This is a genomic window from Kribbella sp. NBC_00482, from assembly GCF_036013725.1.
Classification (GTDB): Bacteria; Actinomycetota; Actinomycetes; order Propionibacteriales; family Kribbellaceae; genus Kribbella.
In genome coordinates, this window is sequence record NZ_CP107881.1 from 8947027 (window position 1) to 8972462 (window position 25436).

Annotated in this window: 26 protein-coding genes; 9 read left to right on the top strand and 17 right to left on the bottom strand. The window is 69.0% G+C overall.

All coding sequences use genetic code 11. The features are described 5' to 3' along the window. Positions 1–13 precede the first annotated feature (13 nt). On the top strand, positions 14–1066 hold the full coding sequence (locus OHB24_RS42920) for an FAD-dependent oxidoreductase (RefSeq protein WP_327636739.1): 1053 nt from the start codon (positions 14–16) through the stop codon (positions 1064–1066). Here the strand turns inward: OHB24_RS42920 and OHB24_RS42925 are convergent. The 6 genes from OHB24_RS42925 to OHB24_RS42950 all read right to left on the bottom strand — a co-directional run bounded on the left by OHB24_RS42925 (position 1063) and on the right by OHB24_RS42950 (position 6308). Beyond that, positions 1063–1557: a hypothetical protein gene (locus OHB24_RS42925; RefSeq protein WP_327636740.1), complete on the bottom strand. Its 495-nt coding sequence runs from the start codon at positions 1555–1557 to the stop codon at positions 1063–1065. The genes OHB24_RS42920 and OHB24_RS42925 overlap by 4 nt on opposite strands. Positions 1558–1653: 96 nt before the next feature. Then, positions 1654–3057 (bottom strand): MocR-like pyridoxine biosynthesis transcription factor PdxR, encoded by a 1404-nt coding sequence (pdxR, locus tag OHB24_RS42930; protein ID WP_327636741.1) that lies wholly within the window; start codon positions 3055–3057, stop codon positions 1654–1656. A gap of 21 nt (positions 3058–3078) precedes the next feature. Beyond that, on the bottom strand, positions 3079–4293 hold the full coding sequence (locus tag OHB24_RS42935) for an MFS transporter (RefSeq protein ID WP_327636742.1): 1215 nt from the start codon (positions 4291–4293) through the stop codon (positions 3079–3081). Between the two features lie 63 nt (positions 4294–4356). Continuing rightward, positions 4357–5391 (bottom strand): ArsR/SmtB family transcription factor, encoded by a 1035-nt coding sequence (locus OHB24_RS42940; protein ID WP_327636743.1) that lies wholly within the window; start codon positions 5389–5391, stop codon positions 4357–4359. 21 nt (positions 5392–5412) lie between these two features. After that, entirely contained in the window at positions 5413–5886 is a 474-nt protein-coding gene (locus tag OHB24_RS42945) for a GyrI-like domain-containing protein (RefSeq protein ID WP_327636744.1), read from the bottom strand. Between the two features lie 26 nt (positions 5887–5912). Continuing rightward, entirely contained in the window at positions 5913–6308 is a 396-nt protein-coding gene (locus OHB24_RS42950; protein WP_327636745.1) for a nuclear transport factor 2 family protein, read from the bottom strand. An 84-nt stretch (positions 6309–6392) separates the two neighbouring features. Here OHB24_RS42950 and OHB24_RS42955 point away from each other — a divergent pair, with 84 nt between their 5' ends. Both OHB24_RS42955 and OHB24_RS42960 read left to right on the top strand, forming a co-directional pair. Continuing rightward, the gene (locus OHB24_RS42955) at positions 6393–6914 is read left to right on the top strand and encodes a TetR/AcrR family transcriptional regulator (protein WP_327636746.1); all 522 of its coding nucleotides are present in this window, start codon (positions 6393–6395) and stop codon (positions 6912–6914) included. A 28-nt stretch (positions 6915–6942) separates the two neighbouring features. Continuing rightward, positions 6943–8229, top strand: a complete 1287-nt coding sequence (locus OHB24_RS42960; RefSeq protein WP_327636747.1) for a glycoside hydrolase domain-containing protein — start codon at positions 6943–6945, stop codon at positions 8227–8229. Between the two features lie 3 nt (positions 8230–8232). Here OHB24_RS42960 and OHB24_RS42965 read toward each other — a convergent pair whose 3' ends face one another. Next, positions 8233–8604, bottom strand: coding sequence for a cupin domain-containing protein (locus OHB24_RS42965; RefSeq protein WP_327636748.1), 372 nt, complete (start codon positions 8602–8604; stop codon positions 8233–8235). A 62-nt stretch (positions 8605–8666) separates the two neighbouring features. Between OHB24_RS42965 and OHB24_RS42970 the strand changes: the two genes are divergently transcribed. Continuing rightward, positions 8667–9131 (top strand): MarR family winged helix-turn-helix transcriptional regulator, encoded by a 465-nt coding sequence (locus OHB24_RS42970; RefSeq protein ID WP_327636749.1) that lies wholly within the window; start codon positions 8667–8669, stop codon positions 9129–9131. A gap of 293 nt (positions 9132–9424) precedes the next feature. Further along, positions 9425–10714 carry an ISL3 family transposase gene (locus OHB24_RS42975; RefSeq protein ID WP_327636750.1) on the top strand — a complete coding sequence of 430 codons (1290 nt, stop codon included), beginning with the start codon at positions 9425–9427 and terminating at the stop codon, positions 10712–10714. Positions 10715–10877: 163 nt separating this feature from the next. On the opposite strand, the gene OHB24_RS42980 is transcribed toward OHB24_RS42975, so the two are convergent. The 3 genes from OHB24_RS42980 to OHB24_RS42990 are packed head-to-tail and all read right to left on the bottom strand — an operon-like array spanning position 10878 to position 15937. Then, positions 10878–12164: a serine hydrolase domain-containing protein gene (locus OHB24_RS42980; RefSeq protein ID WP_327636751.1), complete on the bottom strand. Its 1287-nt coding sequence runs from the start codon at positions 12162–12164 to the stop codon at positions 10878–10880. A gap of 53 nt (positions 12165–12217) precedes the next feature. Next, the gene (locus OHB24_RS42985; RefSeq protein WP_327636752.1) at positions 12218–15034 is read right to left on the bottom strand and encodes a DEAD/DEAH box helicase; all 2817 of its coding nucleotides are present in this window, start codon (positions 15032–15034) and stop codon (positions 12218–12220) included. 9 nt (positions 15035–15043) lie between these two features. Further along, positions 15044–15937 carry an alpha/beta hydrolase gene (locus OHB24_RS42990; RefSeq protein WP_327636753.1) on the bottom strand — a complete coding sequence of 298 codons (894 nt, stop codon included), beginning with the start codon at positions 15935–15937 and terminating at the stop codon, positions 15044–15046. A 69-nt stretch (positions 15938–16006) separates the two neighbouring features. Here OHB24_RS42990 and OHB24_RS42995 point away from each other — a divergent pair, with 69 nt between their 5' ends. Further along, positions 16007–16468 carry a MarR family winged helix-turn-helix transcriptional regulator gene (locus tag OHB24_RS42995; protein WP_327636754.1) on the top strand — a complete coding sequence of 154 codons (462 nt, stop codon included), beginning with the start codon at positions 16007–16009 and terminating at the stop codon, positions 16466–16468. Between the two features lie 63 nt (positions 16469–16531). Here OHB24_RS42995 and OHB24_RS43000 read toward each other — a convergent pair whose 3' ends face one another. The 5 genes from OHB24_RS43000 to OHB24_RS43020 form a co-directional block, all read right to left on the bottom strand. Continuing rightward, positions 16532–17359, bottom strand: a complete 828-nt coding sequence (locus OHB24_RS43000; RefSeq protein WP_327636755.1) for a chitosanase — start codon at positions 17357–17359, stop codon at positions 16532–16534. Between the two features lie 99 nt (positions 17360–17458). After that, positions 17459–18331 carry a diacylglycerol/lipid kinase family protein gene (locus OHB24_RS43005; RefSeq protein ID WP_327636756.1) on the bottom strand — a complete coding sequence of 291 codons (873 nt, stop codon included), beginning with the start codon at positions 18329–18331 and terminating at the stop codon, positions 17459–17461. Next, a complete protein-coding gene (gene tatC, locus OHB24_RS43010) occupies positions 18331–19155 on the bottom strand; it encodes a twin-arginine translocase subunit TatC (protein WP_327636757.1) in 825 nt (274 codons plus the stop codon). The genes OHB24_RS43005 and tatC overlap by 1 nt, the downstream gene beginning before the upstream one ends. Before the next feature lie 22 nt (positions 19156–19177). Next, on the bottom strand, positions 19178–19480 hold the full coding sequence (locus OHB24_RS43015) for a twin-arginine translocase TatA/TatE family subunit (RefSeq protein WP_327636758.1): 303 nt from the start codon (positions 19478–19480) through the stop codon (positions 19178–19180). Between the two features lie 58 nt (positions 19481–19538). Beyond that, positions 19539–19730 (bottom strand): hypothetical protein, encoded by a 192-nt coding sequence (locus OHB24_RS43020; protein ID WP_327636759.1) that lies wholly within the window; start codon positions 19728–19730, stop codon positions 19539–19541. Positions 19731–19949: 219 nt separating this feature from the next. Between OHB24_RS43020 and OHB24_RS43025 the strand changes: the two genes are divergently transcribed. Continuing rightward, positions 19950–21140 carry a winged helix DNA-binding domain-containing protein gene (locus OHB24_RS43025; protein WP_327636760.1) on the top strand — a complete coding sequence of 397 codons (1191 nt, stop codon included), beginning with the start codon at positions 19950–19952 and terminating at the stop codon, positions 21138–21140. Here OHB24_RS43025 and OHB24_RS43030 read toward each other — a convergent pair. Both OHB24_RS43030 and OHB24_RS43035 read right to left on the bottom strand, forming a co-directional pair. Beyond that, positions 21137–22108, bottom strand: coding sequence for a helix-turn-helix transcriptional regulator (locus tag OHB24_RS43030; RefSeq protein ID WP_327636761.1), 972 nt, complete (start codon positions 22106–22108; stop codon positions 21137–21139). The genes OHB24_RS43025 and OHB24_RS43030 overlap by 4 nt on opposite strands. After that, entirely contained in the window at positions 22105–23061 is a 957-nt protein-coding gene (locus tag OHB24_RS43035; protein WP_327636762.1) for a helix-turn-helix transcriptional regulator, read from the bottom strand. Before OHB24_RS43035 ends, OHB24_RS43030 begins: the two co-directional genes overlap by 4 nt. A gap of 249 nt (positions 23062–23310) precedes the next feature. Here OHB24_RS43035 and OHB24_RS43040 point away from each other — a divergent pair, with 249 nt between their 5' ends. Both OHB24_RS43040 and OHB24_RS43045 read left to right on the top strand, forming a co-directional pair. Continuing rightward, entirely contained in the window at positions 23311–24384 is a 1074-nt protein-coding gene (locus tag OHB24_RS43040; protein WP_327636763.1) for a DUF3866 family protein, read from the top strand. Next, positions 24381–25376 (top strand): hypothetical protein, encoded by a 996-nt coding sequence (locus OHB24_RS43045; RefSeq protein ID WP_327636764.1) that lies wholly within the window; start codon positions 24381–24383, stop codon positions 25374–25376. The genes OHB24_RS43040 and OHB24_RS43045 overlap by 4 nt, the downstream gene beginning before the upstream one ends. Positions 25377–25436: the final 60 nt, after the last annotated feature.

The following is a 25436-nucleotide window of genomic DNA, read 5'->3' on the forward strand; positions in this document are numbered from 1 at the left end:
CGTTGCTCCTGGTGTGCTGGAAGTAGCAGTGATCGGAGCGGGGCAGGCGGGCCTGTCGGCTGCGTACCACCTGGTGCGGATGGGGTTCACGCCGTACGACGAGGTTGTTGTGCTGGATCGGAACGCGGAACCGGGTGGCGCCTGGCAGCACCGGTGGGACTCGTTGACGATGCACGACGTCCACGGGATCGCGAACCTGCCCGGCGTACCGGTGCCGTCCAGTGCCGGCGCTGAACGAGCCAACGAGTTCGTGCCGGCGTACTTCGCGGACTACGAGAAGCAGTTCGACCTGCCGGTACTGCGACCTGTAGCGGTCGAGAGCGTCCGCTCGGTGGACGACGGGTTCGAGCTGGACACGTCCAGCGGTCTGTATCGCGCGGCCTCGATAGTGAACGCGAGCGGGACGTGGGACCGGCCGTTCATCCCGTGGTACCCGGGGATCGAGACGTTCCAGGGGCGTCAGCTGCACACCGCCGACTACCGCGGCGCTGCTGAGCTGGCCGGGCAGCAGGTCCTGGTTGTCGGTGGCGGAGCGTCAGCTGTGCAGCTACTCGCGGAGATCTCCGCGGTTGCGACGACCACGTGGGTCACGCGCCGGCCGCCGGAGTGGCGGACGGGTGATGACTTCACGCCGGAGTACGGGCGACAGGTGGTCGCTCGGGTCGAGGAGCGAGTACGCGCCGGCCTGCCGCCGCGGAGCGTTGTCAGCGTGACCGGGCTGCACTTACGCCCGCAGGAACAGGCCGCCTGGGACCGCGGCGTCTACACCCGCTACCCGATTTTCACCCGCATCACACCGGACGGCGTCGAGTGGGCTGACGGAAGGCGTCTCCACGTGGACACCATCCTCTGGGCGACCGGCTTCCGCGCCAACCTCGCCCACCTCACTCCGCTGCACCTCCGCGAGGCATCAGGCGGCATCCGCATGAACGGCACCGCCACCGTCGCCGACCCACGCATCCACCTCGTCGGCTACGGCCCCTCGGCCAGCACGATCGGCGCCAACCGAGCCGGCTTCACCGCCGCCCGCGCCCTACGCGACCTCCTCAAAGCCCAAGCCGCTTAGCGGCGCGGGCGGCAGACTTCGCCCTGGATTGTGGTGACGAAGTGGTCGGTTTGCCAGTGCTGGTTGAGGTAGCTGAAGCCGGTGGCGTTCTGGTAGCGGCCGGTGCCGCCGGTGAACTCCTGGGTGCCGCCCGCGTGGCCGGTGCCGGTGGTGGTGTCGACGTTGCCGATGCTGGTTTCGAGGGCGCTGAGTGTCGAGCCGTCCTTGAACGTGTACGTGATCGTCCCGCTGACCGGGCGGTATGCGGGCGCGGTCGGCGGCGCCTCGCCCCGGGAGCCGAGGACGAACACGCTCGTCCCGTTGAAGCCGTCCTCGCCGCGGAACGTGCCTGCCACGCAGACCTGGGTCGGCGGCGGGCAGCCGACGTCGACGACCTTGTCGTAGATGGTCGCCTCGACCTCCTCGCAGCGCGGATGGGCGTTGGCGACGGACGAGCCGGCGACCACGCCGGCAATGGCGAGGGCAACCGCGGCGATGCGCAGGGATCTCATCGGGTCCTCCAGTGGTGAGTGTCCGCGGCAGCCTAGGAACGGACCCGGCCCGGTGGAGGTGCCGGTTCGCGACGCACTGCGCCAGTCCAATCTCGATCAGATAACGCGACGCAGTGCGGCCAGCCCGGCGGGGATGCGGTCGGCCGCGATCGCGCCGTACCCGAAGACGAACCCGTTCGGGCCGGGGCCCTCGATCCCCCAGCGCGAGACGGTCCCGAGGTTGACGCCCGCCGTGAGAGCGCGCGCGGCGAGGGTCGTGTCCGGCGGTTGCCCGGGCGTCAGGAGTGCGGCCATGTGCGTGCCGCCGCTGGACTCGATCGGCTCGAGTACGCCCTCGAAGTGTTCCCGCAGGGTGCTGATCAGCAGGTGGTGCCTGCGCTCGTACGCGCGCCGCATCCGCCGGATGTGGCGCGCGAGATCGCCGTTCTCGATGAAGGCGGCGAGCGCGGACTGCAGATGCCCGCCGGTGCCGTAGTCGGCGACGAACTTCGCCTGCCGTGCCGCCTCCCCCAGCGTCGCCGGGACCGCGAGGAACCCGACCCGCAGTGCCGGCAGCAACGTCTTGGAGAACGACCCGACGTACAGCACGCGCCCTTCCGTGTCGGCCGCCTGCAACGGCGTGAGCGGGCGCCCGCTGAACCGGAACTCCGAGTCGTAGTCGTCCTCGACAATCGCCGCGTCGTGCCGCGCGGCCCAGGCGAGCAACGCCGTACGGCGTGCGGCCGACAGCGGCATGCCGAGCGGGAACTGATGCGACGGGGTCACGTACACGAGCCGCGTCCCGGCCGGGATCCGGTCGACGACCAGCCCTTCGGCGTCCACCGGCACGCCGACGACCTGAGCGCCATGGGCAACGAATCCCCGATAGGCGGGCAGATAACCAGGGTCCTCGATCGCCACCGTGTCGCCCGGCTCGAGCAGGACGCGCGCGGCGATGTCGAACGCCTGCTGCGCACCCGTGGTGATCACGAGGTGCTCCGGCGCGGTCCGGACGCCACGACTCACGATCAGATGCCGCGCCAGCGCCGTACGCAACTGGGGCGAGCCCGCCGGATCGGCGTAGTTGACGTCGGTCCGAGTCCGCAACTGGTCGTTGAGCAACGCCCGCCACCGCGCGAACGGGAACTGCGTCCGCGCGGGAACGCCCGGCGAGAAGTCGAACTCGGCAGCCGGCACCGTGAGATCGGGTACGGCGAGTTGCTCGGCGCTCCAGATCTCCCGGGGCCGCAGCGGCGACGCGGTCGCTGTGGCCGGCGCGGAGGTACGTTGACCGGTGACGACCGTCCCGACTCCGGGACGCGACCGGATCAGCCCGTGCGCGGCAAGCCGTTCGTACGCCGCAACCACCGTCGCCCGCGACACCGACAGCCGACCGGCCAGCTCCCGTGACGACGGCAGCACCGTCCCCGCCGGCAAGACATCCGCACTGATCCGCTCGTGCAACTGCGCATAGATCTGCTCAGCGAGCCCGCCCCCTCCCAGCTGCAGATGCAGATCCATGCAGGCATTCTCGCCAACGAATCAGCTCACCACGAGGTCGCGCTCAGCTGTGTTCGCGCGGTGACCGGCGACAGTGCGCGGGATCAGGAGGCCGGCGATCAGGAAGACACCTGCCGTCAGCAACCAACCCGGCCAGCCCCAGGACACAGCGACCGTAGTGATGAGGAGCGGTGCCACGAGGTCGCCGATCTGGTGCCCCATCGCGTAGGCGCCCTGGTACTGCCCCTGTGCACCCGGTGGCGCCAACTCGAAGCTGATCCCCCACCCGCCCGCGGACTGCAGCATCTCCCCCAGGACATGCGCCAGCGCCGCCACGATCAGCAGACCGACCGTCACCGCACCGGACGTCGTGTCGCTCAGCGCCAGCACGAGGCAGGTGATCGCCAGCAGCACTCCTGCCCGTCGCCCGGCCCGGGCAGCTCCCTTGAGGCGCTCGGTGCCGCGCGAGATGCGTACCTGCAGCAGGATCACTGCAGCGGAGTTCAGCACCAGCAGCACGGAGATCATCCACCGCGGCGCATCCGTCTCAGTCGCCACCCACAGCGGGATGCCGATCTGCGCGAGCGCACCATGCATGCTCAGTACGCCGTCCAGCCCGACGAACATCAGGAACCGGCGATCCCGCACCGCCGTCAGCCCCGACGGCCCCGCCGCGGCCGGCACTCGCGCGACCGCCGGCATCCCGAACCGCACCAGCCCGGCCGTCACCACGTACGTCGCCGCGTTCGCCAGCAGCGCGACGACGTACACCTCGCGCCGGTCGACCGCGAGCACCACACCGGCGGCTGCCATTCCGACAGCCATGCCGATGTTCGTGACGACCCGGAGGATCGCCCGCGTCCGCACCCGTTGATCGGCCGGTGCGACTCCGGCGATCAACGCCCCCTTCGCGCCACGCTGGCCCGAGTCCGCGATCGCAGTCACCGCCGCTACGGCGACGTACCACCCGAACGACCGCACCTGGGTCAGTGCGGTCATCGTGATGGCCTGGAGCAACAGGAACCCGATGTACGCCCTGTTGGGTCCTAGCCGGTCAGCGACGACACCGAGCGGCGTACTCGCCACCAGCCCGACCAGCGCGGCAATCGTCAGCCCCACGCCGACGTGACCAACGGACAGCCCTACGGCGCGGGTCAGGTAGAGCGCACCGACTGCTGCGTAGACGCCGTTCCCCAGAGTGTTGACGAGCGTCGCGGCGATCAGCCGCCGAACGGCAGGCGAAAGAGAAGAGGTCACAGCTGCCCATCCAACAAGCGGTTCCCCGGCGTCGCTGGTGGACTGCAGACTTCCGTCAGTCCATCAGCGCATGATCAAGGTCAGCAGGTCGGTGCCGAGGGTGGTGAGGGCGTTGTTGTTCAGGCGGTAGGCGACGAAGCGGCCCTGGCGTTCCGCGGTGACCAGGCCGGCTCGGGTGAGCGCTCGGAGGTGGCGGGTGACCTGTGTCGGGTGGAGGCCCCAGAGGGCAGCGATCTCACCGGCGGTGCGGGGCTCACTGGCCACGGCGCGGCAGACCTGCAGGCGGTCGGGGGACGCCAGCGCATCCAGCCGGGCACGGATCTGCTGCGCGGTCGGTACGGCGGCCGCGCGGCCCGTGGCCGGGTAGATGATCGTGACGGGCTCACCGGGGACCTCACCCACGAACAGGTGCGGTGCGATGTAGTTGCTCGGGACAAGCAACAGCGAGCGGGCGCTGATGTCGATGCGCTTGCTCTGCACTTTCTGAACGACGACGCTGTCTGCGTCTCGCAGGTCGACCGCACTGTCCAGCGAGCACAGCATGGTCCCGACACCGTCCCGGACGGCCAGGTCGCGGTCTTGCCGTCCACGGGCAGCCAGCGAGTCCCGGGACTCCTCCCAGAGCGCCCCGAACCACTCGTGCCAGCAGGCATCCAGTACGTCGAGGAAACGGCGTACCGGCTCCTCAGGTGAGGTCAGAAGAGCCTCGACCAGTGCGGCGACCGAGCGGCCGCGGCTGCGAGCCCAGTGCTGTACGGCGTCCGTGTCGATGGAGCGGCTGCTCAGAGGGCGACCGTGCAACGGCCGGACCAGCTCCGCAGCCACCTCCTCGGGCGGGCGTCCACGGAGGGCGGAGAGCTCGTCGGACCAGGTGGGCAGGCCGGTGGCGGCGCTGGTGGCGAAGAAGCGGGCACGTACGGCGCGCACAGTCCAGCTCCACTGCACCAGCTCTTCGCGGAGCTCAGCGGACAGCGAGAGCGACGCAGCCCAGTCCACCCGGTCGTGGTGGGCAGGCTCGGCCAGCACATGGAGTGCACAACCAAGCTCGATCAGCGGCGAGGCGACGTGACGAATCCGCTCAGGCTCAAGCCGGGCCACGCCTGCTAGGACGGTCGGCACTCAGTCCTTCAGCTTGAACTGGAGGTCTGTGTCCCAGTCGTTCATGTCGGGGAACTCGCGCGGGTCGGAGCGGTAGATCTCCAGGCGGGCGGTCCAGTGGGCGCCGTCGGCGTCCCATTCGAGGCCCTGCTCCTCGGCCCAGGCGAGCAGATCGCGAGTGGCATCCACCAGACCGTCGGGGTGACCGTGGTACGTGGCGGTTGCGTAGCGTCCGGCCGGCAGTACGCCGGTGACGATCTCGCCCTCGCCGGAGCGCAGGTCGTCGACCGGGAACCCGATCTCGAGCACCAGCCCCGCCTCCATGTCGACCACGTCGTACTTGAAGAACGGCGCGTCGTTCGGAGCGATCTCCTTGGCGGCGAGCCAGTCGACCACCTCGCCCATCCGGTCCGCGAACGCCCCGATCCCGTCCATCGCGACCTTGCCCCGCAAAGCGACGTACGGCCGCTCCCCAACCTCCACGATCTCAGGCATCCGTCCTCCCAGAATCGGCGTTGAGCTCAACCTAGCGCGTGCTGGATCGCGTACGTGTCCTGGTACTCGCGCCACCCCGCGATCCGCCCGTCCCGCACCCGCAGTACGCCGATGAACCGAGCGGACCCACGCTCCCCGGTGGTGACGATCTCCCCCGCCAACTCGTACTCGACCACGGCCACCTCGGGATCTGCCGTCTCATGCACCGCCAGCTTCGTGAACCGGTCGAATCGCATCGGGAACCCCGCCCGCGCCGGCACCGCGAAGGCCAGCCATTCGTCCCGGCCGACCCACTTCCGCGGCCCGCCCGGCGCGAACGGCACCTCCATCACCACCTGGTCCGCCAGCAGATCGTCCATCGCGGCCACATCACCCAGCCAGCCCGAACCCATCCGATCGATCACAGCGTGCAGATCCGGCATCCCGATCCTCCATAACCTGAGTCACCACTCATCTTTCAGGTGACTATAGTGAGTGGCCACTCAGTTTTCCACCCCGGAGGCCGTATGACTCCCCGCGCCGACGCCCGGCGGAACCGCGCCGCGATCCTCACCGCGGCGACCGAGGCGTTCGCGGAACACGGGCCCAAGGCAACTACCGAACAGGTCGCCGTGCGTGCGGGCGTCGCGGTCGGGACGGTCTTCCGGCATTTCCCGACCAAGGACGCGCTCATCGTCGCGATCATGAAGGAGTCCCTGCAGCAGCTGGTCGCACTCGCCGCCGGGTCGACGCTGTTCGACTTCATGACAGCGGTCGTCGACGAATCGGTCCGGACCCGGACCGTCGTGGCTGCGCTGGCCCACGACCTCGATGTCGGCGATGCGCTCGGCAGCCTCACCGGCGAGCTCCAGCGCCTGCTCGATCAGGCGCAGGACGCCGGCGCCGTGCGATCCGAGGTACAGGTCGACGAGGTACTGGCGCTGCTGACCGCGGCGGCACAGGCGGCGCAGCAGCGAGCCTGGTCGACGGACCTGCGCGGCCGTAGCCTGGCGATCATCTTTCGAGGGCTGGCGCCGGCGGTTTCCTGAGCGTCTACTGAGACTGGGGGTGGCCGCCATGTTCAAGGTCAAGGTTCTCGTTGCAGCTCTCGGGGTGTCACTGATCGGCCCTACCGCGCCCGCGGTTGCCGAGCCGACGACGCCGATCACCTACAACGCCGGTACGACGGCGACTCGGTTCACCGGGCTTGCGTTCGACACGTGTACGGCACCGACGCTTGCTCAGATGACCGCGTGGAAGGCCTCGCCGTACAAGGCGATCGGGATCTACTTCGGTGGCGTCAACCGGTCGTGTGCCCAGCCACAACTGACCCCCGCGTGGGTCGCGTCCGTCACCGCGATGGGATGGCGGCTCGTCCCGATCTATCTAGGACTTCAAGCACCCTGCGGCACCCGGACGTACAAGATGTCGACGACCGCGTCCAACCGCGAGGCGGTCCGGGACGCGGACGACGCGGTCGCGAAGGCCAAGGCACTGGGCCTCCTGCCGGGCAGTGCGCTCTACAACGACATGGAGAACTACGACAACACCAACGCCGTCTGCCGTTCCGCCGTACTGCACTACCTGTCCGCCTGGACGAAGCAACTGCACCTGCAGCGTTACCTGTCCGGCGTGTACGCCAACCTGAGCTCAGGGGCGCCTGACCTCGCTGCGGCGTACAACTCCCCGTCGTACGCCCGGCCGGACGCACTGTGGATCGCACGCTGGGACAACAGCAGTCTGCTCACCGGGTGGGCTGGTATCCCCAACACGTTCTGGGCGGTCGGGCAGCGTGGCAAGCAGTACCAGGGCGACCACAACGAGACCCACGGCGGCGTAACGCTCAACATCGACAGTGACCGCTTCGACGCACCGGTGGCGAGCGTTGCCTACAGGTACACCGTCCGTACGACGGTCCACTCGTACAGCGGTCCGTCGACCGCCTACCCGGTCCGCTCGACCATCGCGGCGAACACCTCGCTCCGCATCGTCTGCCAGACCTTCGGACCGAAGGTCGGCACCACCACGGTGTGGGACAAGCTCATCGACGGCACCTACGTGACCGACTACTACGTGCGGACCCCGAACAAGCCCGGGTACAGCGCGCCGTTGCCCGGGTGCAGCTTCCCGTTCCAGACCACGATCAACAGCCTGTCCCGGCGGCACGGCCCGGGTACGGCCTACTCGACGTACCCGAGCACTCTGCCGATCGGCTCGCTGGCGTGGGTCACCTGCCAGGCGCCTGGCACGAGGGTCGGCACCACAGCAGTCTGGGACCGGCTGAGTGACGGGAGTTGGGTCACTGACTACTACGTCGCCACAGCGAGCAAGACGACGTACACCGCACCGATCCGGCGCTGCTGACTGCTACTTGGACCAGGGCGGCTGGACCGTGGTGCCGTCGGCCATGTAGCCGGTGAAACCTGCCGTGATGGCGACGATCAGCTCCGCCTTGTCCTCGCCGAGGTTGGTCAGCGAGATCGGCTCACCCGCAGGGACCACGACGGAGTCGCCAGGACCGAGCTTGTCGGCGTCCGGGCCGAGCTGCACCGATCCGCTCAGCACGGTGAAGATCTCGTCGCGGTCGAGCGTGTGCGGCGCGTCGCCGCCGTGCCCCACGTCGACGGTGAGCCGCCACGCGCACAGCCCGGCCGACCCGAGGCTCGGCGACGCGAACACCGTGAACTCGACGCCCGGCAACTGGAACCGCGGCGCCTCGGCCGCAGGGATGACATGCATTGCGTTCCCCATCCATTTAGTCAAGCTGACTTGACCAAGTCAGCTTGACTATCATGACCCGTATGACGCGTTCGGGCAAGCCTGATATCGGGATCCTCCTGCTACTCGCGGAGCAGGAGTTCGTCCGCGAGCTCCGCGAGCAGGTGGCCGCCCAGGGGTACGACGACCAGGGCCGGTCGGACGGCTTCGTCTTCAGGACCTTGAACGACGGCCCGACCACGATCACCGGCCTCGCCGAGCGGCTCCACATCACCAAACAGGGCGCCAGCCAGATCGTCGACGACATGGAGCGCCGCGGGTACGTCGAACGCCGCCCCGACCCGACCGACGCACGCGCCCGCCTGCTCCACCTCACCGAGCGCGGCAAGGGAGCCCTCGCCGCCGCCCGGAAGTTCCACCAGACCTACGAGCGCCGGCTCCGCAAACGCCTCGGCGACGAAGCAGTCGACACCCTGCGCGACGTACTCACCGACATGGCCGGCGAAACCCAGATCAGCACCCCCCACTTCCGCGCACTGATGTTCTAACGCTCCACGGAACCCAAGCGAGACGGTCCGATGAGTGGGTGGCGACCAGCCCGACCCGGGCTCGTGCGACAGGTAATCGTGAGTCGGCACCTGCTATTGCCTGTCCCCACTCCCCGCCGCATGTCCCCACTCCCCGCCGCCCCGGACGTCGCCCGCGCCGTCGTGCAGACGACGGGTTATCCGGCTCTTGTGACTGATCCGTGGGTGGGTCTGCGTGGCTGTGTTGGCGCACGCCGTTCTCTGTCTAGGTTTCTGAGCTGTCGAGGAACAGGAACCGTGGACGGGAGAACGGCGTGCGGAACGTCAGCTTATGGCGTGGGTTGCTGGGGGTTGATCAGACGGTGGTTGAGGACGTCGAGTTCGTTGAGGCTGAGCAGGTTGTGGTGGTGTCGGTTCGGCCGGTGAAGGGGGCGTGCCGGCGGTGTGGGCGGTGTGGGGCGCGGTCGCCGTGGTTTGACCGGGGTGAGGGCCGCAGGTGGTGGCGGGGTCTGGATCTGGGCACGGTGCGCACGGTGCTGGAGGCCGAGGCGCCGCGGGTGCGGTGCCGGGTGCATGGGGTGGTGGTGGCGTGGGTGCCGTGGGCGCGGCATGGAGCCGGTCATACTCGCGCGTTTGATGACCAGGTGGCGTGGCTGGCGGTGGTGTGTTCCAAGACCGCGGTGACGGAGTTGATGCGGATCGCGTGGCGCACGGTCGGGGCGATCGTGGACCGGGTGTGTGCCGACGTCGACGCGGTGACTGACCGGCTCGACGGGCTGGCCCGGGTCGGGATCGACGAGGTCAGCTACCGCAAGGGCCAGAAGTACCTGACCGTCGTGGTCGACCACGATTCCGGGCGGCTGGTGTGGGCGCAGCCGGGCCGCGACGCCGCCACCGTGGGCAGGTTCTTCGACGCCCTGGGACCCGATCGCGCCGCCGCGTTGACGCATGTGTCGGCCGACGGCGCGACCTGGATCACCAACGTGGTGCGGGCACGTGCCCCGCAAGCAGTGATCTGCGCGGACCCGTTCCACGTCGTGTCCTGGGCCACCAAATGCCTGGACGAAGTACGGCGTGAGACCTGGACGATCGCCCGCCGCGCCGCCGGCGGCACCCACCAGATCGGCGACCGGGCCGGGGGCCGCTACCACGCCTCCCGCGGGGACGCCCAAACCATCGCCCGGTCCCGCTGGGCATTGTGGAAGAACCCCAACGACCTCACCAGCAACCAAACCGCCCAGCTCGCCTGGATCGCCACCTGCAGCCCTCGTCTGCACCGCGCCTACCTACTCAAAGAAGGCCTACGGCACGTGTTCAATCTCGGCGGCATCGAAGGCCAGCACGCCCTCACCGCCTGGCTGGCCTGGGCCCAACGATCCCGCATCGGCGTGTTCGTCGAACTCGGCCGCCGAATCAAACGCCACCTCCCCGCCATCCACGCCAGCCTCGAGCACGGCCTGTCCAACGCCCGGATCGAAGCAGTCAACACCAAGATCCGCCTCATCACCCGCATCGCCTTCGGCTTCAAATCCCCCGACGCCCTCATCGCCCTGGCCATGCTCACCCTCGGCGGCTACCGACCAGCACTACCCGGCCGAACCTGACCCACGGATATGTCAGGACAGCCGGTTATCCCCTCGCGTTGGGGGTTCTCCACTGATACACGAAGGGAGAACCCTGCACACGAGGGGATAACCCCGGCTGTGCTGCGCGCCGAGATCCACGACTCGAGTGCCACGGGTGCCTGTGGCACTGCGGTCGAGAGGGTCAGCTGAAGTACTGGGGGAAGAGGTCGTGGGTGGGCCAGGACTTGACGCCGTTGGCGGCGGTCCACATGGCTGCGTCGATGTCGCCGTACGACTTGCCGCTGGTGTCGTCGCGGCGGTTGACGAGGGCGGCCCAGCTGAGCCCGCCGGAGGTGCGGACGAGCAGCGTGTACGTGCCGGGCATGCTGCCGGTGTGCCACGTGTTGCGACCGGTGCCGCCGGTGACCGGGCGGATCTGCCAGCCGAGACCGTAGTACCAACCGTCGGCGTTCACACCGGTGGACGGCTTCGCCCACACGTGACCGAGTGACGTGCTGTTCAGGACGCTCGACGACGCGTCGAACATCTTCGCCCAGCGCACCAGGTCCGGCGCGCTCGCGATCCAGCCGCCGTTCGCGTCCTGGATCCGCATGCTGAACGAGCCGTACGGCGCGGCCACGGTCTTGCCCGTCATGTCGAGCACGGTCGGTCCGGTGTACTGCGAGTCGTACGACGTCTCGCCGCTGTGCTTCGCGATCGTGTAGCCGAGCGCCATCCGCTTGATCTTCAACGGCGCCAGGAGCTTCTGCTTCACGTAGTTCTCGTAGCTCAGGCCGCTGACCTTCTCGATCACCCGGCCGGCCAGCAGGTACCCGAAGTTCGAGTACGCGTACTTCGTCCCAGGGTTGACGTCGAGCTTCTGCCCGGCCATGTACTTGATCACGTCCGCGTGCTGCAGCTCCAGCGGTACGCCGAGGGTGCGCGAGATGATCGCGTCCTTGAAGTTCGGGTCACCGGACACGTCCCGGTCCCACCCGCCGAGGTGCTGCAGCAGCTTCCACAACGTGATCGTCGACCAGCGCGAGTCGCGGGTCAGCCCGCTCGCCGGCGTGATGTCGAGGATGTTCGCGACCGGGGTCGACAGGCTGAGCTTGCCGTCCTGCACGAGCTTCACGATCGCGGCCGCGGTGAACGACTTGGACAGGCTCGCGATCCGGAACAACGACGTCGGCTGCACAGCGAGCGCGGTCGACGTACTGTAGCCGCGGGCAAGCACCAGGCGACCCTTGTACGTCACGGCAACCTGCCCGGCCGTGACGCCGCGCGCCTGCATGAACGCCTTCATCTGATTGTCGAACCCGGCCAACGCCGGCACCGCGGTCCCGGTCGTCTTCCAGGTCGCAGCAGCATCAGCAGGCCGCCCGATCAGATAGCCGGCACCGGTACCCACCGCAGCGGTGGCACCAGTCGCGACAGCCAACTTCCCGAGATTCCGGCGCGACAACTCCACGAACGTCTTCTCCTTCAAGGCAGGGGTTTACAACACATACTGCACCGAAGGAATTCTTCCACCCAAGAGGTCTACTCGACCACGGAGGCGTAGGAGATGACTCCGCGGCGGATTTGGTCTACGACGGAGCGGGCTGTTTTGCGGAGTGGGGTGGCGCCGGCGGCGTCGGCGATCTGTTCGGTCAGGTCGATGAGTTGCTTGACCCAGCGGACGAAGTCGCCTGCTGCCAGGTCGGACTCGTACAGGACCTCCGCGAGGGATGCGCCCGACGCCCAGCGGAAGGCGGGCCAGCAGAAGTTCAGGTCCATCGACCGCAGGAAGTCGACCCGCATGTCGCGTTCCAGCGCCGACAGGTCGCGCCAGATCGACCCCATCCGCTCCACGGCCACCTGTACGTCGCCGCGCGGCAACCGCGGTGAGGTCGGCTCGTCCTTCGACCGCGACTCGTAGACTAGCGCAGCCAGACACGCGGCCAGCTCCGGCACGGTGAGATCGTCGAAAACTCCTTGCCGCAGGCACTCAGCCGCGACCAGGTCGAGCTCCGTGTAGATCCGCGCCAGCCGGTCGCCGGCCTCGGTCGTCTTGTCGCCGTCGAGGTAGTGCAACGCGTCCAGCACCTGGCAGACCCGGTCGAACTGGCGGGCGATCGTGTTCGTCCGCTGCTCGATCTTCCGCTGCACGTCGCGGTTCTCCCGGTCGAGCCGGAAGTAGCGCTCGGCCCAGCGGGCGTGATCCTCGCGGTCCGAGCAGCCGTGGCACGGGTGCGCACGCAGCTGCGCCCGCATCTCCTGCAGCTCCGGGTCGTCCGCGTGGCTCACAACATCCTTGCCGCGGGACCGCGACGGCGGCCCGTCCTCACCGAGGAGGTCGGTCCGCGTCCGCAGTACCTGGGCCAGCTCGCGCCGCTGCTGCGGGTTGCGCGGGTTGAACTTCCGCGGGATCCGCAGCGTGCCGATCGCCTCGACCGGCCTCGGGAAGTCGACCATCGACAGCTTCCGCACCTGCCGATCCAGCGTCAGCACGGTCGGCCGCGGCCCTTCCCGCTCGGAACGGAAGCCAGGGTCGAGCACCAGCGCCCAGCCGGCGCTCCGGCCGGCCGGGATCCGGATGATGTCCCCGGTCTTGAGCTTCTCGATCGACTCCTGCGCCTCGACCCGGCTGTCGAGCTTGCGCCGCTTCGAGCCCGACGCCTCGCGATCACCGATCCGTCGGCGCAATGCGGCGTACTCCAGGAAGTCGCCGAGGTGACACTCGATCGACTCCTTGTACCCCTCCAGCGCCTCGGTGTTGCGCTGCACCTGCCGCGCCAATCCGACCACGGCCTGGTCGGACTGGAACTGCGCGAACGACAACTCGAGCATGTCCCGCGCCCGCGTCCGCCCGACCTGACGCACCAGGTTGACCGCCATGTTGTACGACGGGGAGAACGACGACCGCAGCGGATACGTACGGGTGCTCGCCAGGCCGGCGACCTCCCGCGGGTCGAACCCGGGCTGCCAGAGCACGACCGCGTGCCCCTCGACGTCGATCCCGCGCCGCCCGGCGCGACCGGTGAGCTGCGTGTACTCCCCCGGCGTGATGTCGACGTGCGCCTCGCCGTTCCACTTCGACAGCTTCTCCAGGACGACGGTGCGCGCCGGCATGTTGATGCCCAGGGCAAGCGTCTCGGTGGCGAACACGACCTTGATCAGGCCGCGCGCGAACAGCTCCTCGACGACCTCCTTGAACGCCGCCAGCATGCCCGCGTGGTGCGCGGCGATGCCGCGGCTGAGCGCCTCGGCGAAGTCGTGGTACCCGAGGACGCCGAGGTCCTCGTCCGGGAGGTCCGCAGTACGCTCGGCGACCACCCGTTTGATCTCGTCGCGCTCCGCCGGCTTGGTCAGCCGCAGACCGGACCGCAGGCACTGCACGACAGAGTCCTCACAGCCCTTGCGGGAGAAGATGAAGAAGATCGCCGGCAGCAGTGCGCCGGCATCCAGCTCTTCTACGACGTCCGAGCGGTACGGCGTGAAGTGGGTCCGGGCCGGCCGCCCCTTCGGCAGGTCGCGACGCCGGCGTGGTTTGCGCGAGTCGTCGCGGAAGATCCGGTTGTCGTCCCGCGCGATCCGGACCAGCTGCGGGTTCACCAGATCCCTGAGATCGGCCTTGACCTCCTTCGCCGGGTTGCCGGACTTCGACGCCTTCGCGGGAGCGCCGACCCTCGCGGTCGGCGCTTCACCGGCGAACAGGTCGTGCAGCCGCTTCCCCACCATGACGTGCTGGAACAGCGGCACCGGCCGCTTCTCCTCCAGCACGACGACGGTGTTGCCGCGGACGGTCTCCAGCCAGTCGCCGAACTCCTCCGCGTTGCTCACGGTCGCCGACAGCGAGACCACCGACACCGAGTCCGCCAGGTGGATCAGCACCTCTTCCCAGACCGCGCCGCGGGAGCGGTCGGCCAGGTAGTGCACCTCGTCCATCACGACGTACGAAAGGCCGAGCAGGGTCTGCGATCCGGCGTACAGCATGTTCCGGAGGACCTCGGTCGTCATGACGACGATGGGGGCCTCGGAGTTGACCGAGTTGTCACCGGTGAGCAGGCCGACCTTGTCCGCGCCGTACCTGCTCACCAGATCGCCGTACTTCTGGTTGCTCAGAGCCTTGATCGGGGTGGTGTAGAAGCACTTCTGGCCGCGCTCCAGGGCCAGGTGGACGGCGAACTCGCCGACCAGCGTCTTGCCGGACCCGGTGGGCGCCGCGACCAGCACCTGGTGGCCGTCCTCGAGGGCGGCACAGGCGCGCAGCTGGAACTCGTCCAGCTCGAAGTCGTAGAGCGCCCGGAACTCCTTCACCGCGGGATGCTCCTGGTCCGAGCGGAATGTGGCGTACTTCTCGGACGGAGTGCTCATGCGACCAATCTATGCGACGCCACCCACAGATTTGTCGCGGAGCCGGTTCTTGATGAAGGTGGCGGCGTGGTCGAGCGCCTCGTCGGCCTCCGGCATCAGGCCGGCGAAGTACTGGTACACATGCGGCGCACCGGCGACCACGTCGAGGCTGACGTCCACCTCCTGCTCCGCGGCCCGCGCGACGAGGCGGAGGGAGTCGTCGAGCAGGACCTCCGCCGAACCGACCTGCACGAGCAGCGGCGCCAGGCCCTTCAGATCCGCGAACACCGGGCTGGCCAGCTCGTTGTGCGGGTCTGCGCCGCCCAGGTAGAGCTCAGCGGACTCAGCCATGTGGGCGCGGCTGAAGAGCGGGTCGTAGTCACCCCGCGAGTCGATGCTCGGCCCGGTCAGCGCCACATCGGTCCACGGCGAGAACAGCACCGCCCCGGCAGGCTGCGGCAACCCCTCCGCGCGAGCCGCGAGCAGCACCGCCAACGCGAGCCCACCACCAGCCGAGTCGCCAGCAATCACAACGTTCTGACCGGCCAGCTCCCGGTACGCCGCCAACGCATCGTGGATCCCCGCCGGGAACGGGTGCTCTGGCGCCAGGCGGTACTCGAGCGAGACCGCCGGAACGCCCGTACGACGGGACAGCGGCGCGGCGAGGTTCGCGCCGGTCCGGGCCGAACCGATGATGTAGCCGCCACCATGCAGGTAGAGGATCACCCCGTCCTGATCGGCACCCGCGACGCGCACATCGAGCGCCGGTACGCCGCCCAGCGTGCGCTCGACGAGCGTGACGTCGTCACCGAGCGGGCGACTCGCGAACAGTTCGTCGAACCCGGCCCGCTGCTGCTCCGGCGTCTGACCCAGCTCGCCCTTGTCCATCATGCTGCGTGCCGCTTCACGTTCTTCAGCGCTCATCGCCGTCTCCTGGTGATAGATTCCTGGGAATATAGTTCTCTGCAACTACATTCCGAGGAATCTAATTCCGTGACTGATCTCACAGCATTGTTCACGGACCTGGTCCGGCTGGAAACGCGGCTCTACAACGTGCTCGACGCCCGGCTGAAGGCCGAGCACGCGCTCCCGCTCGGTCAGTTCGAGTTCCTGCGGTTCATCGCGGGACACAGGACGACGCGGGTGTACGACCTCGCGCGGGAGATGGCGATCACGGTCGGCGCCACCAGCAAGGCCGTCGACCGGCTCGAGGCCGCCGGGCGCGTCCGACGTACGGCGAATCCGTCCGACCGCCGCTCGTCGCTGGTCGAACTGACCCCAGCAGGCGCCGAGATCCTGGCCGCCGCGACCCCGACCGTCGAGGCCGAACTGCAGACCTGGCTCGGCTCCGTCCTCCCGGCACCGGTCCTCGATCAGCTCGCCACCAGCCTCTCGATGCTCCGCCAACGCGCAGAACTCGATCCCCGCACGGATCGATCGGAGAGCCCGACGTGACGCAGCCGGGCTCTCGTCCCTGGTGGTCCGAGGAGGGCCCGGCTGCGCGCTTCGGGAGGGTGACTAGCCGATGTGGTACGGGTCGCCGTACACCTTCCAGTCCAGCGGGGTGTTCAGGTTGAAGTTGCCGTTGCGGAGGAAGACCCGCTGCGCGGTGTCGACCCGGCTGGTGTCGCTGTGCGCCTCCTCCTGCTTCATCGCCCAGACCCGCGCGTCCAGGAACGCGTTCAGGTAGGTCGTCTCGTTACCGCCCTGCGCCGGCGGCTTCGCCTTGGCGAGCGCCCGCTTGCGGATGCCGCCGAAGCTGGTCGCGTCGTCACCGTCACCGTGCATGACGATCGCGTCGTAGTAGCAGAACTGCCCGAGGGTTCGCAGCCCGTCGGACTTGCCACGGCTCACCGCCGGGTTGAAGTACACCCGGTCGCGCTCATCGTTCTGGCACTGCTGGAACACCGAGTCCTTGGCCGCGGTCTTCCAGTCCTTGGTGTAGTTCGGGTCCAGGCCGTCGTGCGAGTCGCTGCCGTCCACGTCACGCAGCGCCGGCAGGTACTTCTGCAGCACGTTGCCCGGCTTCCGGTCGGCGTACAGCTCGACCAACTCGAGCATGTCGTGGGTCCCGGAGCAGAACCCGATGATGCCCGCGGTGTACCCGCGGCCGTCGTCGATGTCCTCGATGTACTTGTACTGCGACTTCCAGTCCAGCGACGAGTTCTCCGCGCTGCACACGATCTGCATCGCGATCTCCTTCTTCGCGGGGTCGTCGAGGCCGGTCGCCTGCACCGCGGCGTCGGCGTGCGGCGCGTAGCGGGAGACGGCGAGCCCGGTGGCCGGCACGGCGGCGAGCGACAGGCCGAGCAGCAGCGTGGTCCGGCGCGAGGGGCGGTACTCCATGTGGTCCTCCGAGGGGCGTCCGAGGAATGAACTGTTAGGAAGCTTTCCTATCAGACGGAGGACGGAAAGGAGAATACCTCGGACGTTAATGTTTTCGTCTCAGGCGAAGACGGTCAGGGCGCCCGGTGCGATACCGATGTCGACCGGCAGCGGGCCGAGCACCTCGCCGTCGCCGTACGCCGTGATGCCCGGCGACTCGATCCGGACCGAGGTGCCCCGCAGCGTCCGCACCGCCGGATGGCCGACATGGGTGCCCTTGGACAGCTTCGGGAACATCTGCAGCAGCGTCAGCCGGGACACCGGCTGGATGATCGTGACGTCCAGCTGACCGTCGTCGAGCTCGGCGCCGGCGCAGATCTGCAGGCCTCCGCCGTACGTCGGTCCGGTGCCGACCGCGACCAGCATCGCCTTGGTCTCGATCACCTCGTCGTCGACGGTCACGACGTACTCGAGGGGCTTGAAGGTGCGCAGCTCGATGAACGTCGCGACCGTGTAGCGCGCGTTGCCCTTCGGCCAGCTCATCGCGTTGGCGCGCTTGTTGACGAGCGAGTCGAATCCGCCCGCCACGACCGTGGTGATGAACTCGTCCTTGGCGACCGCGAGGTCGATCGTCCGGGTCCGGCCGGCCACCACGAGATCGGCCGCCGCGGCCGGATCCTTCAGCGGTACGCCGAGACCGCGGGCGAAGTCGTTACCGGTACCGGCCGGGATCACGCCGAACGGCATCCCGGTGTTCGCCAGCACCTGGGCGCCGAGGTGGATCGTGCCGTCGCCGCCGATCAGCGCGACCGCGTCCGCCCCGGAGGCAACCACCTCGGCGGCGATCCTCCCGACGTCCTCCGCACACGTGGTGGTGTGGACGTCGACCGTCAGACCGGCGGCCGCGAGCCGCTCACGAACCGCCGGCGCGATCCGCGCACCACGCCCTCGACCGCTGGTGGGGTTGACCACCAGCGCGATTCTCCGACTCATCAGTCGGCCAGGAGTTCTTCGGCACGGCGGGCTTTACGCCGATCGTTGAACCGCGCGATGATCTCGGCGACGAAGAACAGCAGGCACATCGGGATCGCCAGCAGACACATCGTGAACGGGTCGCCGGACGGCGTCGCGACCGCGGCGAACACGAAGATCACCAGGATGATGTACGGCCGGAACTTACCGAGCGCGGCGGCCGGCACCACGCCGACCATGTTCAGCAGCACGACCACCAGCGGGATCAGGAACGCGACACCGAAGACCAGCATCGTGCGGAGCACGAAGTCCAGGTAGTCGGGCAGCTCGACCAGGTTCTGGATGTCGAGCGGGGTGAAGCCCAGCAGAATCTCGATACCCTTCGGCAGCGTCCAGTACGAGACCGCGATGCCGGCGGCGAACAGCGGGGTCGCCAGCGCCGAGAAGATGTAGGCCCACTTGCGCTCGCTGCGGTGCAGTCCGGGCGCGACGAACGCCCACAACTGGTACAGCCAGACCGGCGCGGCCAGCACCAGACCCATCAGCGCCGAGATCTTGATCCGGAACGTCAGCGCGTTGCCGACGCCCGGGAAGGTCAGCTGCGGCGTCTTGGCCTGGCCCGCGTCCTTGGCCATCTCGGCCACGCTGGTCACGAACGGCTTGGTCAGGAACTCGAAGGCCTGGTTGTAGAAGATCCAGCCGACGACCGTTCCGACCACGATCGCGAGCACACTGATGAGCAGCCGGTTCCGGAGCTCGACAATGTGCTCGCGCAGGGTCATCCGACCCTCTGGGTCCTTCGGGTGGCTGTCCTTGTTCTCTTTCCGCCGCCCGAACTTCACCATCGACACAAGGAGGGCGTTCGGTTCAGTTGGCCGTGTGCGTCGGCGGCAGGCCGTCGCCCGGCGCCTGGCCGTTCACCTGGTTCGGCTGCTGAGCCGGCTGGGCCTGCGTCTGCTGCACGGCCTGCTGCGCCGGAGGCTGCGAGGCTTCCTCGGTCAGTTCCCCGTCCTTCTTCTTGGGGCCGACCTCTTCCTCCCAGATCTTCTTCGACTTGCCGAGCTGCTTCACCAGCGCCGGCAGCTTGGCCGATCCGAACAGCAGCACGACGATCGCGAGGATGACGAGCCACTCGGCGCCTTGGGGCATACCGATGAGCGGTGCTGCCATGTCGATCTCTCCCTTTCACCTTCAGCTCGGGACTCGAGCCTGAGTTCGTGGCCGAATACTACGCCGGAGCGTGCGCGTCCTCACGGGTCTGTCCAGACCCGGCCTCGGACTGCGCGGCATCCAGCTTGGACTGGGCGGCGACCAACTCACGCGTCAGTGCCTTGACCTTGCCCCACATCTTCAGCGCGAGCAGGGCGAGGACCAGGAGCCACACCGCCACCACCGCGAGGAAGAGCAGGAACCAGAACATACCCAGGAGCCTAGCCGGTTCCGGCCCGGCGCCCACGTCCCGCGGTGGGTCTCGGTGGACAACGGTGTCGGAACGTGATGGTAAAACCGAGTGTCCCGCAGGGTGGTACGGCGGAGCTCAAGTAGCTGGTTCACTGCGGGTTCAGAGTGGTTCACAGTGGGTGCACAGTGGGGTGCACAGTGGTTTCACGGTGGTTCGGGGCGAGGCTAGGGGTCGTGGATGGTGCGGATCGGGGTCGAGGAGCGGCGGACGCGGCTCGGGCGGCGGCATCGGCTCGGAGCGGGCTGCGAGGCGGCCGATCCGGTCGAGGCGGCCGCGTCGATGGTGGCTCTGCACGCGACCGATCCGGCCACGGTGCATCTGAGCGTCGCCGCCCGGGTGCCGGGGAGTGACGTCGCGAGCACGGAGCGTGCACTGTACGACGATCGTTCGCTGATCCGGATGCTGGGCATGCGGCGCACGGTGTTCGTCGTACCGACGCCGTTCGCGCCTGTGGTGCAAGGGGCGTGCACGGACGACATCGCCGTGAAGCAGCGGAAGTTGCTCGTCAAGCATCTGGCCGAGTCCGGGATCGCGGACGGGGCCGAGTCCTGCGGGCAGTGGCTGGCGGCGGTCGAGGAGTCGACGGCGACCGCGCTGGCGCTGCGGGGGTCCGCGACAGCGCAGGAGCTGTCTGCGGACGAGCCGCGGTTGCGGACGCGGCTCAGCATGGCGGTCGGGAAGACGTACGCCGCGCAGCCGTACGTCACCAGCCGGGTGTTGTTCCAGCTGGCAGCTGAGGGACGGATCGTGCGGGGGCGCCCGTTGGGGACGTGGTTGAGCGGCCAGCACCAGTGGTCGCCTGCTGTGGACTGGCTGCCCGGTGGGCTCGGCGACAAGCCGGCTGCGGAGGAGGCGCGGGTGACGCTTGCGCGGGCGTGGCTGGCGTCGTTCGGGCCAGGTACGACGGCTGATCTGCAGTGGTGGGCCGGGTGGACGCTGGGCCAGACGCGGAAGGCGCTGACGGCTGTCGAGGCGGTCGAGGTCGAGCTGGACGGTCAGGTCGGGTACGTGCTCCCGGGCGACGAGGCGCCGGAGATCCCTGTCGACCCGTGGGTGGCGTTCCTGCCCGGTCTCGACCCGACGCCCATGGGCTGGAAGGAACGCGAGTGGTTCCTGGGTCCGCACAAGTCGAAGCTGTTCGACAACACCGGCAACATCGGCCCCAGCATCTGGTCCGACGGCCGGATCATCGGTGCCTGGGGCCAGCCCGAGTCCGGCGAGGTCCGCTACCAACTGCTAGAGGATGTCGGCGCGGACACCACGGCTCTGGTCGAGTCCGAAGCCGCGCGCTGGACCACCTGGCTGGCAGGCGTCCGTGTCACGCCCCGGTTCCGCTCCCCACTCGAGAAGCAGCTCAGCAAGAGTTAGACGTCGTACGCAGACAGGGCGTCGCGGGCCGTGGCGGCGATCTGGGTGGTGAGGTCCGGCGGGTCCAGGACTGTGGCGGCTCCGCCGAGGCGGAGGACCAGGCGCTGGAGCCAGGCGGTGTCGGCGACGCGGAGTTTGACGATGAGGGAGTTCTCGGGGCCCTCTTCGACGGACTCGTTGGGGTAGTACTCGGCGACCCAACGGGCCGGCGGAGCGAGTCTAAGGGTCGCCAGCAGGTCGCGCTCCGACGGCTGGAACATGCCGTTGGACAGGTCCCGCGGTGTCGCCTCCGGCGGCGGCTCGCTCGGCAGGTCGAGGAGCTTGACCGCGGCGATGCGGTCCAGGCGGAAGAGCCGGACGTCCTCGGCCAGGCGGCACCAGGCTTCCAGGTACGTGCGGCCCTCCGACACGACGAGCCGCATCGGGTCCACGTCGCGCTCGGTCGTCTCGTCGCGCGACGGTACGTCGTACGTCAGGTGCAAGCGCCGCTTCGTGGCCAGCCCGCGGTTGACGATCTCGGCGATCTCCGGCGCGGCCGGCTCGACGTGAACGTGCGCGGCCGCACCCTCACTCGCCGCCGCGGCCTCGCCGGCGGCCCGCTCCAGCTTGGCGATCGCGCGGTCGACGGCGTCCCGGTCCGGACCGCCCGTCACCTCACGCAGCGTCCGCAGCGCGGTCAGCAGCGCCAGCGCCTCGGCCGCGGCCAGCCGCAGCGGTCGCGCGAGGTAGTCCGCGTTGTTGATGTGGATGACCCCGTCGCCCTCGGCCGCCTCGATGTCGATCTCGATCAGATCGCCCATCTGCGCACCCGGCAGACCGCAGAACCACAGCACCTTCAGGTCAGCGATGATCTGCTTCGGCCGTACGCCGAACTCCTTGGCGACGTCGTCGACGCGAGCACCGTCGTTCTCCCGCAGGTACGGCACCAAGGCCAGCAACCGCTGCACCTGGTCACGTGCATTACTCATGCGCCGGCCACCGTCCGCAGCCGCCACAGCACACCGTCCAGCACGTCGCCGGGTCCCTCGACCACCGCGTCAGGACCGTACGACGCGATCTCCTCGGCGAGCACCGAGGAGTCGGCGTACGGGACGTGCAGCAGATCCCAGCCCTCCTCGTACGGCTCGATGGCGTTCGCGCGGCGCCGCAGGCTCACACACGACCCGGTCCGCGCCCGCACCTTCGCTTCCGAGGTCGGCCGCGGCGGGGCCAGCTCGGTCACCAGCGACCGCAGGTCCGTACCTTCCGGCACAGTGAACGCGGCCGGCTCCCCCACCGTCTTCACATCGCCGCCGATCCGGGACATCCGGAACATCCGGGTCGCCTCGCGATCGCGGTCCCGCCCGACGACGTACCAGCGGCCGTGCCAGGAGACGATCCCCCATGGCTCGAGCGTCCGCCGCATCGGCTCGGACGCGCCACTGCGCAGGTGCTGGAACCGCACCGCCTGCCGCGCCACGACAGCGGCCCACAGCGGGTCGAAGGCCGGCTCCGAGGCCCCGACGTGCGGCTCGATCGCGCTGAGCGCCGACTGGTCGGTCTGGATCCCGGCCGCCTTCAGCTTCAGCACCGCCGACGTGGTCGCCTCGGACAGGCCGGCGTGCTGCCAGACCCGTGCGGCGACACCGAGCACGGCGGCCTCGTCCGGCTCCAGGTGTACCTCGGGCAGCTCGAAGACGTCCCGGCGGATCCGGTAGCCGACGTCGTCGGAGAAGAACTTGTCGATCGTGCCCATCTCGATCGGGATGCCGAGGTCGCGCAGCTCGTCCTTGTCGCGCTCGAACATCTTCTCGAAGGCGTCGTCGGTCTGGCCCGCGTACCCCTCGACGACCTCGCGGATCCGCTCCTTGGTCACATAGGTGCGCGCGACCAGGAGGCAGATGACCACGTTGAGCAGTCGCTCACTCTTCCGCGCCGACACCCGACCACCTTACGGCCTCCAGGCGTCCAAAACCCGCCTTTCCGCACCGAAACTTCGAACACCGGTTCGAGCCAGGGCATAGCCCCCAACCCCACGCCGTAGCGAGCAGGTGCTCGGCGGAGTGCCTCGGCGAGCGGGAGCGGAGGGGTCGATGTGGTGTCATCGTTCCCTTCGCTCCCGTTCGGCGAGGTGCCCGCCGAGTGCCGCGCAGTAGGCGTGGGGTTGGGGGCTATGCCCTAGTGTCTGGCTGTGATTCGGTGGCGGGACGGTGTGGTGGCGCAGGTCGGGCGGAGTTGGGCCGGTGCGCTGGAACTGACAGTGATGGTCGGCGAGCAGCCTGTGCGCGCGCTGGCCTACCCGGACCTGGTCGGTACGCCGGTGGTCGGTGACCGCGTGCTGCTCAACGTGGGCGCGCTGGACCGGGGTCTGGGTACAGGCGGGTACGCGCTGGTGGTCGCCGTACCGGACCGGTTGCCGGAGGACCCGCCGGAGCGCGGGCACCTGGTGAAGGCGCGGTACACGCCCTTGCAGGCCATGGTGCTGGGTGCGGACGAGCAGGACTCCCCCGACCACGACGTACTGCGGGACGCGGACGACCTCTTCGGTACGCCGGTAGTCGTCGCGGACCTGCACTCCGCACTCCCGGCCGTGCTGGCAGGCGTGTACGAGGCGCGACCGACCACACGGGTCGTCTACGTGATGACGGACGGCGGTGCGCTGCCGCTGGCGTTCTCGCGGAGTGTTGCGACCCTGCGCGACGCTGGTTGGCTCAGTGGCACCGTGACGGTCGGCCAGGCGTACGGCGGCGACCGCGAGGCGGTGACTGTCCACACCGGGCTGTTGACCGCCGTACAGGTCCTGTCGGCCGAGCTGGTCGTCATCACTCAGGGCCCGGGCAACCTGGGCACAGGTACTCGCTGGGGGTTCTCCGGCGTGCAGTCAGGTGAGGCGGTCAACGCGATCGGCACACTGGGCGGCCGCGCCGTGGCCTCGCTCCGGATCTCGGAGGCGGACCCGCGTCCACGTCACCGCGGCATCTCGCATCACAGCCTCACCGCGTACGGCCGCGTGGCGCTCCAGCCGGCCGATGTCGTCGTACCGGATCTTTCCGGCGACTTCGGCGACGCCGTACGGGATGCTGCCGAGCCGTTGAAGGCACGACACCGCGTGGTGCGTGTGGGGGTCGACGGGCTGTACGACGCGTTGCAAGCGGCCCCCGTGAAGCTGTCGACCATGGGCCGCACCCTGGACGAGGACCGCGCCTACTTCGAGGCTGCTGCCGCCGCGGGGAGGCATGCGGCCGGACTGGTGGATGTGCCGTGATCATCACCCCAGCGAGCTTCCCGACGCCGGACCTGATCAAGAAGACCAACAACCCGGGCCTGTGGGACCAGCTGAACGGATTCGCCAAGTTCCAGGCCGCGGCCGCCAACGAGTCGCTCGCGTGGCTCAACCAGCGGCTGGACGCCGCGACGACGCCGTTCGAGCGATCTGCCGCCTTCGTCCAGCTCTACCGGAACCTGGCCGAGTGGCGGTTCCACCTCGCGCAGCAGGCAGACGGCCGCAGCCCGGACGCGGAGCTGGAGCACTACCGCATGCCGATCCCCGAGTCCGAGTCGATGGTGGACAGCTTCGGCCCGGGGCTGCGCTCCGAGGGCGGCGTGATCAGCCTCGAGACGGGAACGATCGTGCGGGGCATCCGTACTCCGGGGAGCAAGCAGTCGGCCCTGCTCGGAAGCATCATCCAGGCCCGCTTCGACGCGGAGGCGCCGAACGCCGAAGTACTTCAGAACAAGGTCATTGTCCCCAGCGGCGAGGTCATCAACGGAAACCAACTGCTCCGCGGCGAAACCGCAGCGAGTTCTCGCGGAATCCCACGGGCGATCACCGGGTTCTACGTGACGGCGACCGGGGAGCAGCGGGACCGGCACGCGCTGCAGCGCGAAGCGTTCGGCCTGCTCGCGGACCTCGAGGGACGCCGGGCGGCCGGCGAGACCGATCTGTTCGCGGACCGGAACGCCCGGCTGGCGTTCGTGCAGGCGGAGTACTTCCTCTACCAGGGCCCGGAGTACGTGCGCGGCGGCGACGCGACCATCCGCACTCTGCTGGTGACCGCGCACGCCCGGGTCTTCGACGAGGCGCTCCGGCTGCCGCAGGACATCGACGTGATGGCGTACGCCGCGGGCCAGGAAGCGTTCTACGAGCACGTCGGCCGCACCCAGTCGACCGTGGCGGGCGGTACGACGCCGGCACCCGCCGTACAGGAGACCGCGGCGGTCCGGCCGACCGACCGCACGCCCGGTCTGGAACGCTGAGCGGTGGATCCAGGTCCACCTGGAGTGGGGTCGCAGCACTCCTGATCCGGAGGCGTTTCG

Coding starts and splice junctions, on each gene's coding strand:
- OHB24_RS42925 (WP_327636740.1), bottom strand. CDS start 1,557: ATGAGATCCCTGCGCATCGCCGCGGTTGCCCTCGCCATTGCCGGCGTG.
- pdxR (WP_327636741.1), bottom strand. CDS start 3,057: ATGGATCTGCATCTGCAGCTGGGAGGGGGCGGGCTCGCTGAGCAGATC.
- OHB24_RS42945 (WP_327636744.1), bottom strand. CDS start 5,886: ATGCCTGAGATCGTGGAGGTTGGGGAGCGGCCGTACGTCGCTTTGCGG.
- OHB24_RS42950 (WP_327636745.1), bottom strand. CDS start 6,308: ATGCCGGATCTGCACGCTGTGATCGATCGGATGGGTTCGGGCTGGCTG.
- OHB24_RS42955 (WP_327636746.1), top strand. CDS start 6,393: ATGACTCCCCGCGCCGACGCCCGGCGGAACCGCGCCGCGATCCTCACC.
- OHB24_RS42960 (WP_327636747.1), top strand. CDS start 6,943: ATGTTCAAGGTCAAGGTTCTCGTTGCAGCTCTCGGGGTGTCACTGATC.
- OHB24_RS42965 (WP_327636748.1), bottom strand. CDS start 8,604: ATGCATGTCATCCCTGCGGCCGAGGCGCCGCGGTTCCAGTTGCCGGGC.
- OHB24_RS42970 (WP_327636749.1), top strand. CDS start 8,667: ATGACGCGTTCGGGCAAGCCTGATATCGGGATCCTCCTGCTACTCGCG.
- OHB24_RS42985 (WP_327636752.1), bottom strand. CDS start 15,034: ATGAGCACTCCGTCCGAGAAGTACGCCACATTCCGCTCGGACCAGGAG.
- OHB24_RS42990 (WP_327636753.1), bottom strand. CDS start 15,937: ATGAGCGCTGAAGAACGTGAAGCGGCACGCAGCATGATGGACAAGGGC.
- OHB24_RS43000 (WP_327636755.1), bottom strand. CDS start 17,359: ATGGAGTACCGCCCCTCGCGCCGGACCACGCTGCTGCTCGGCCTGTCG.
- OHB24_RS43005 (WP_327636756.1), bottom strand. CDS start 18,331: ATGAGTCGGAGAATCGCGCTGGTGGTCAACCCCACCAGCGGTCGAGGG.
- tatC (WP_327636757.1), bottom strand. CDS start 19,155: ATGGTGAAGTTCGGGCGGCGGAAAGAGAACAAGGACAGCCACCCGAAG.
- OHB24_RS43015 (WP_327636758.1), bottom strand. CDS start 19,480: ATGGCAGCACCGCTCATCGGTATGCCCCAAGGCGCCGAGTGGCTCGTC.
- OHB24_RS43020 (WP_327636759.1), bottom strand. CDS start 19,730: ATGTTCTGGTTCCTGCTCTTCCTCGCGGTGGTGGCGGTGTGGCTCCTG.
- OHB24_RS43025 (WP_327636760.1), top strand. CDS start 19,950: ATGGTGCGGATCGGGGTCGAGGAGCGGCGGACGCGGCTCGGGCGGCGG.
- OHB24_RS43030 (WP_327636761.1), bottom strand. CDS start 22,108: ATGAGTAATGCACGTGACCAGGTGCAGCGGTTGCTGGCCTTGGTGCCG.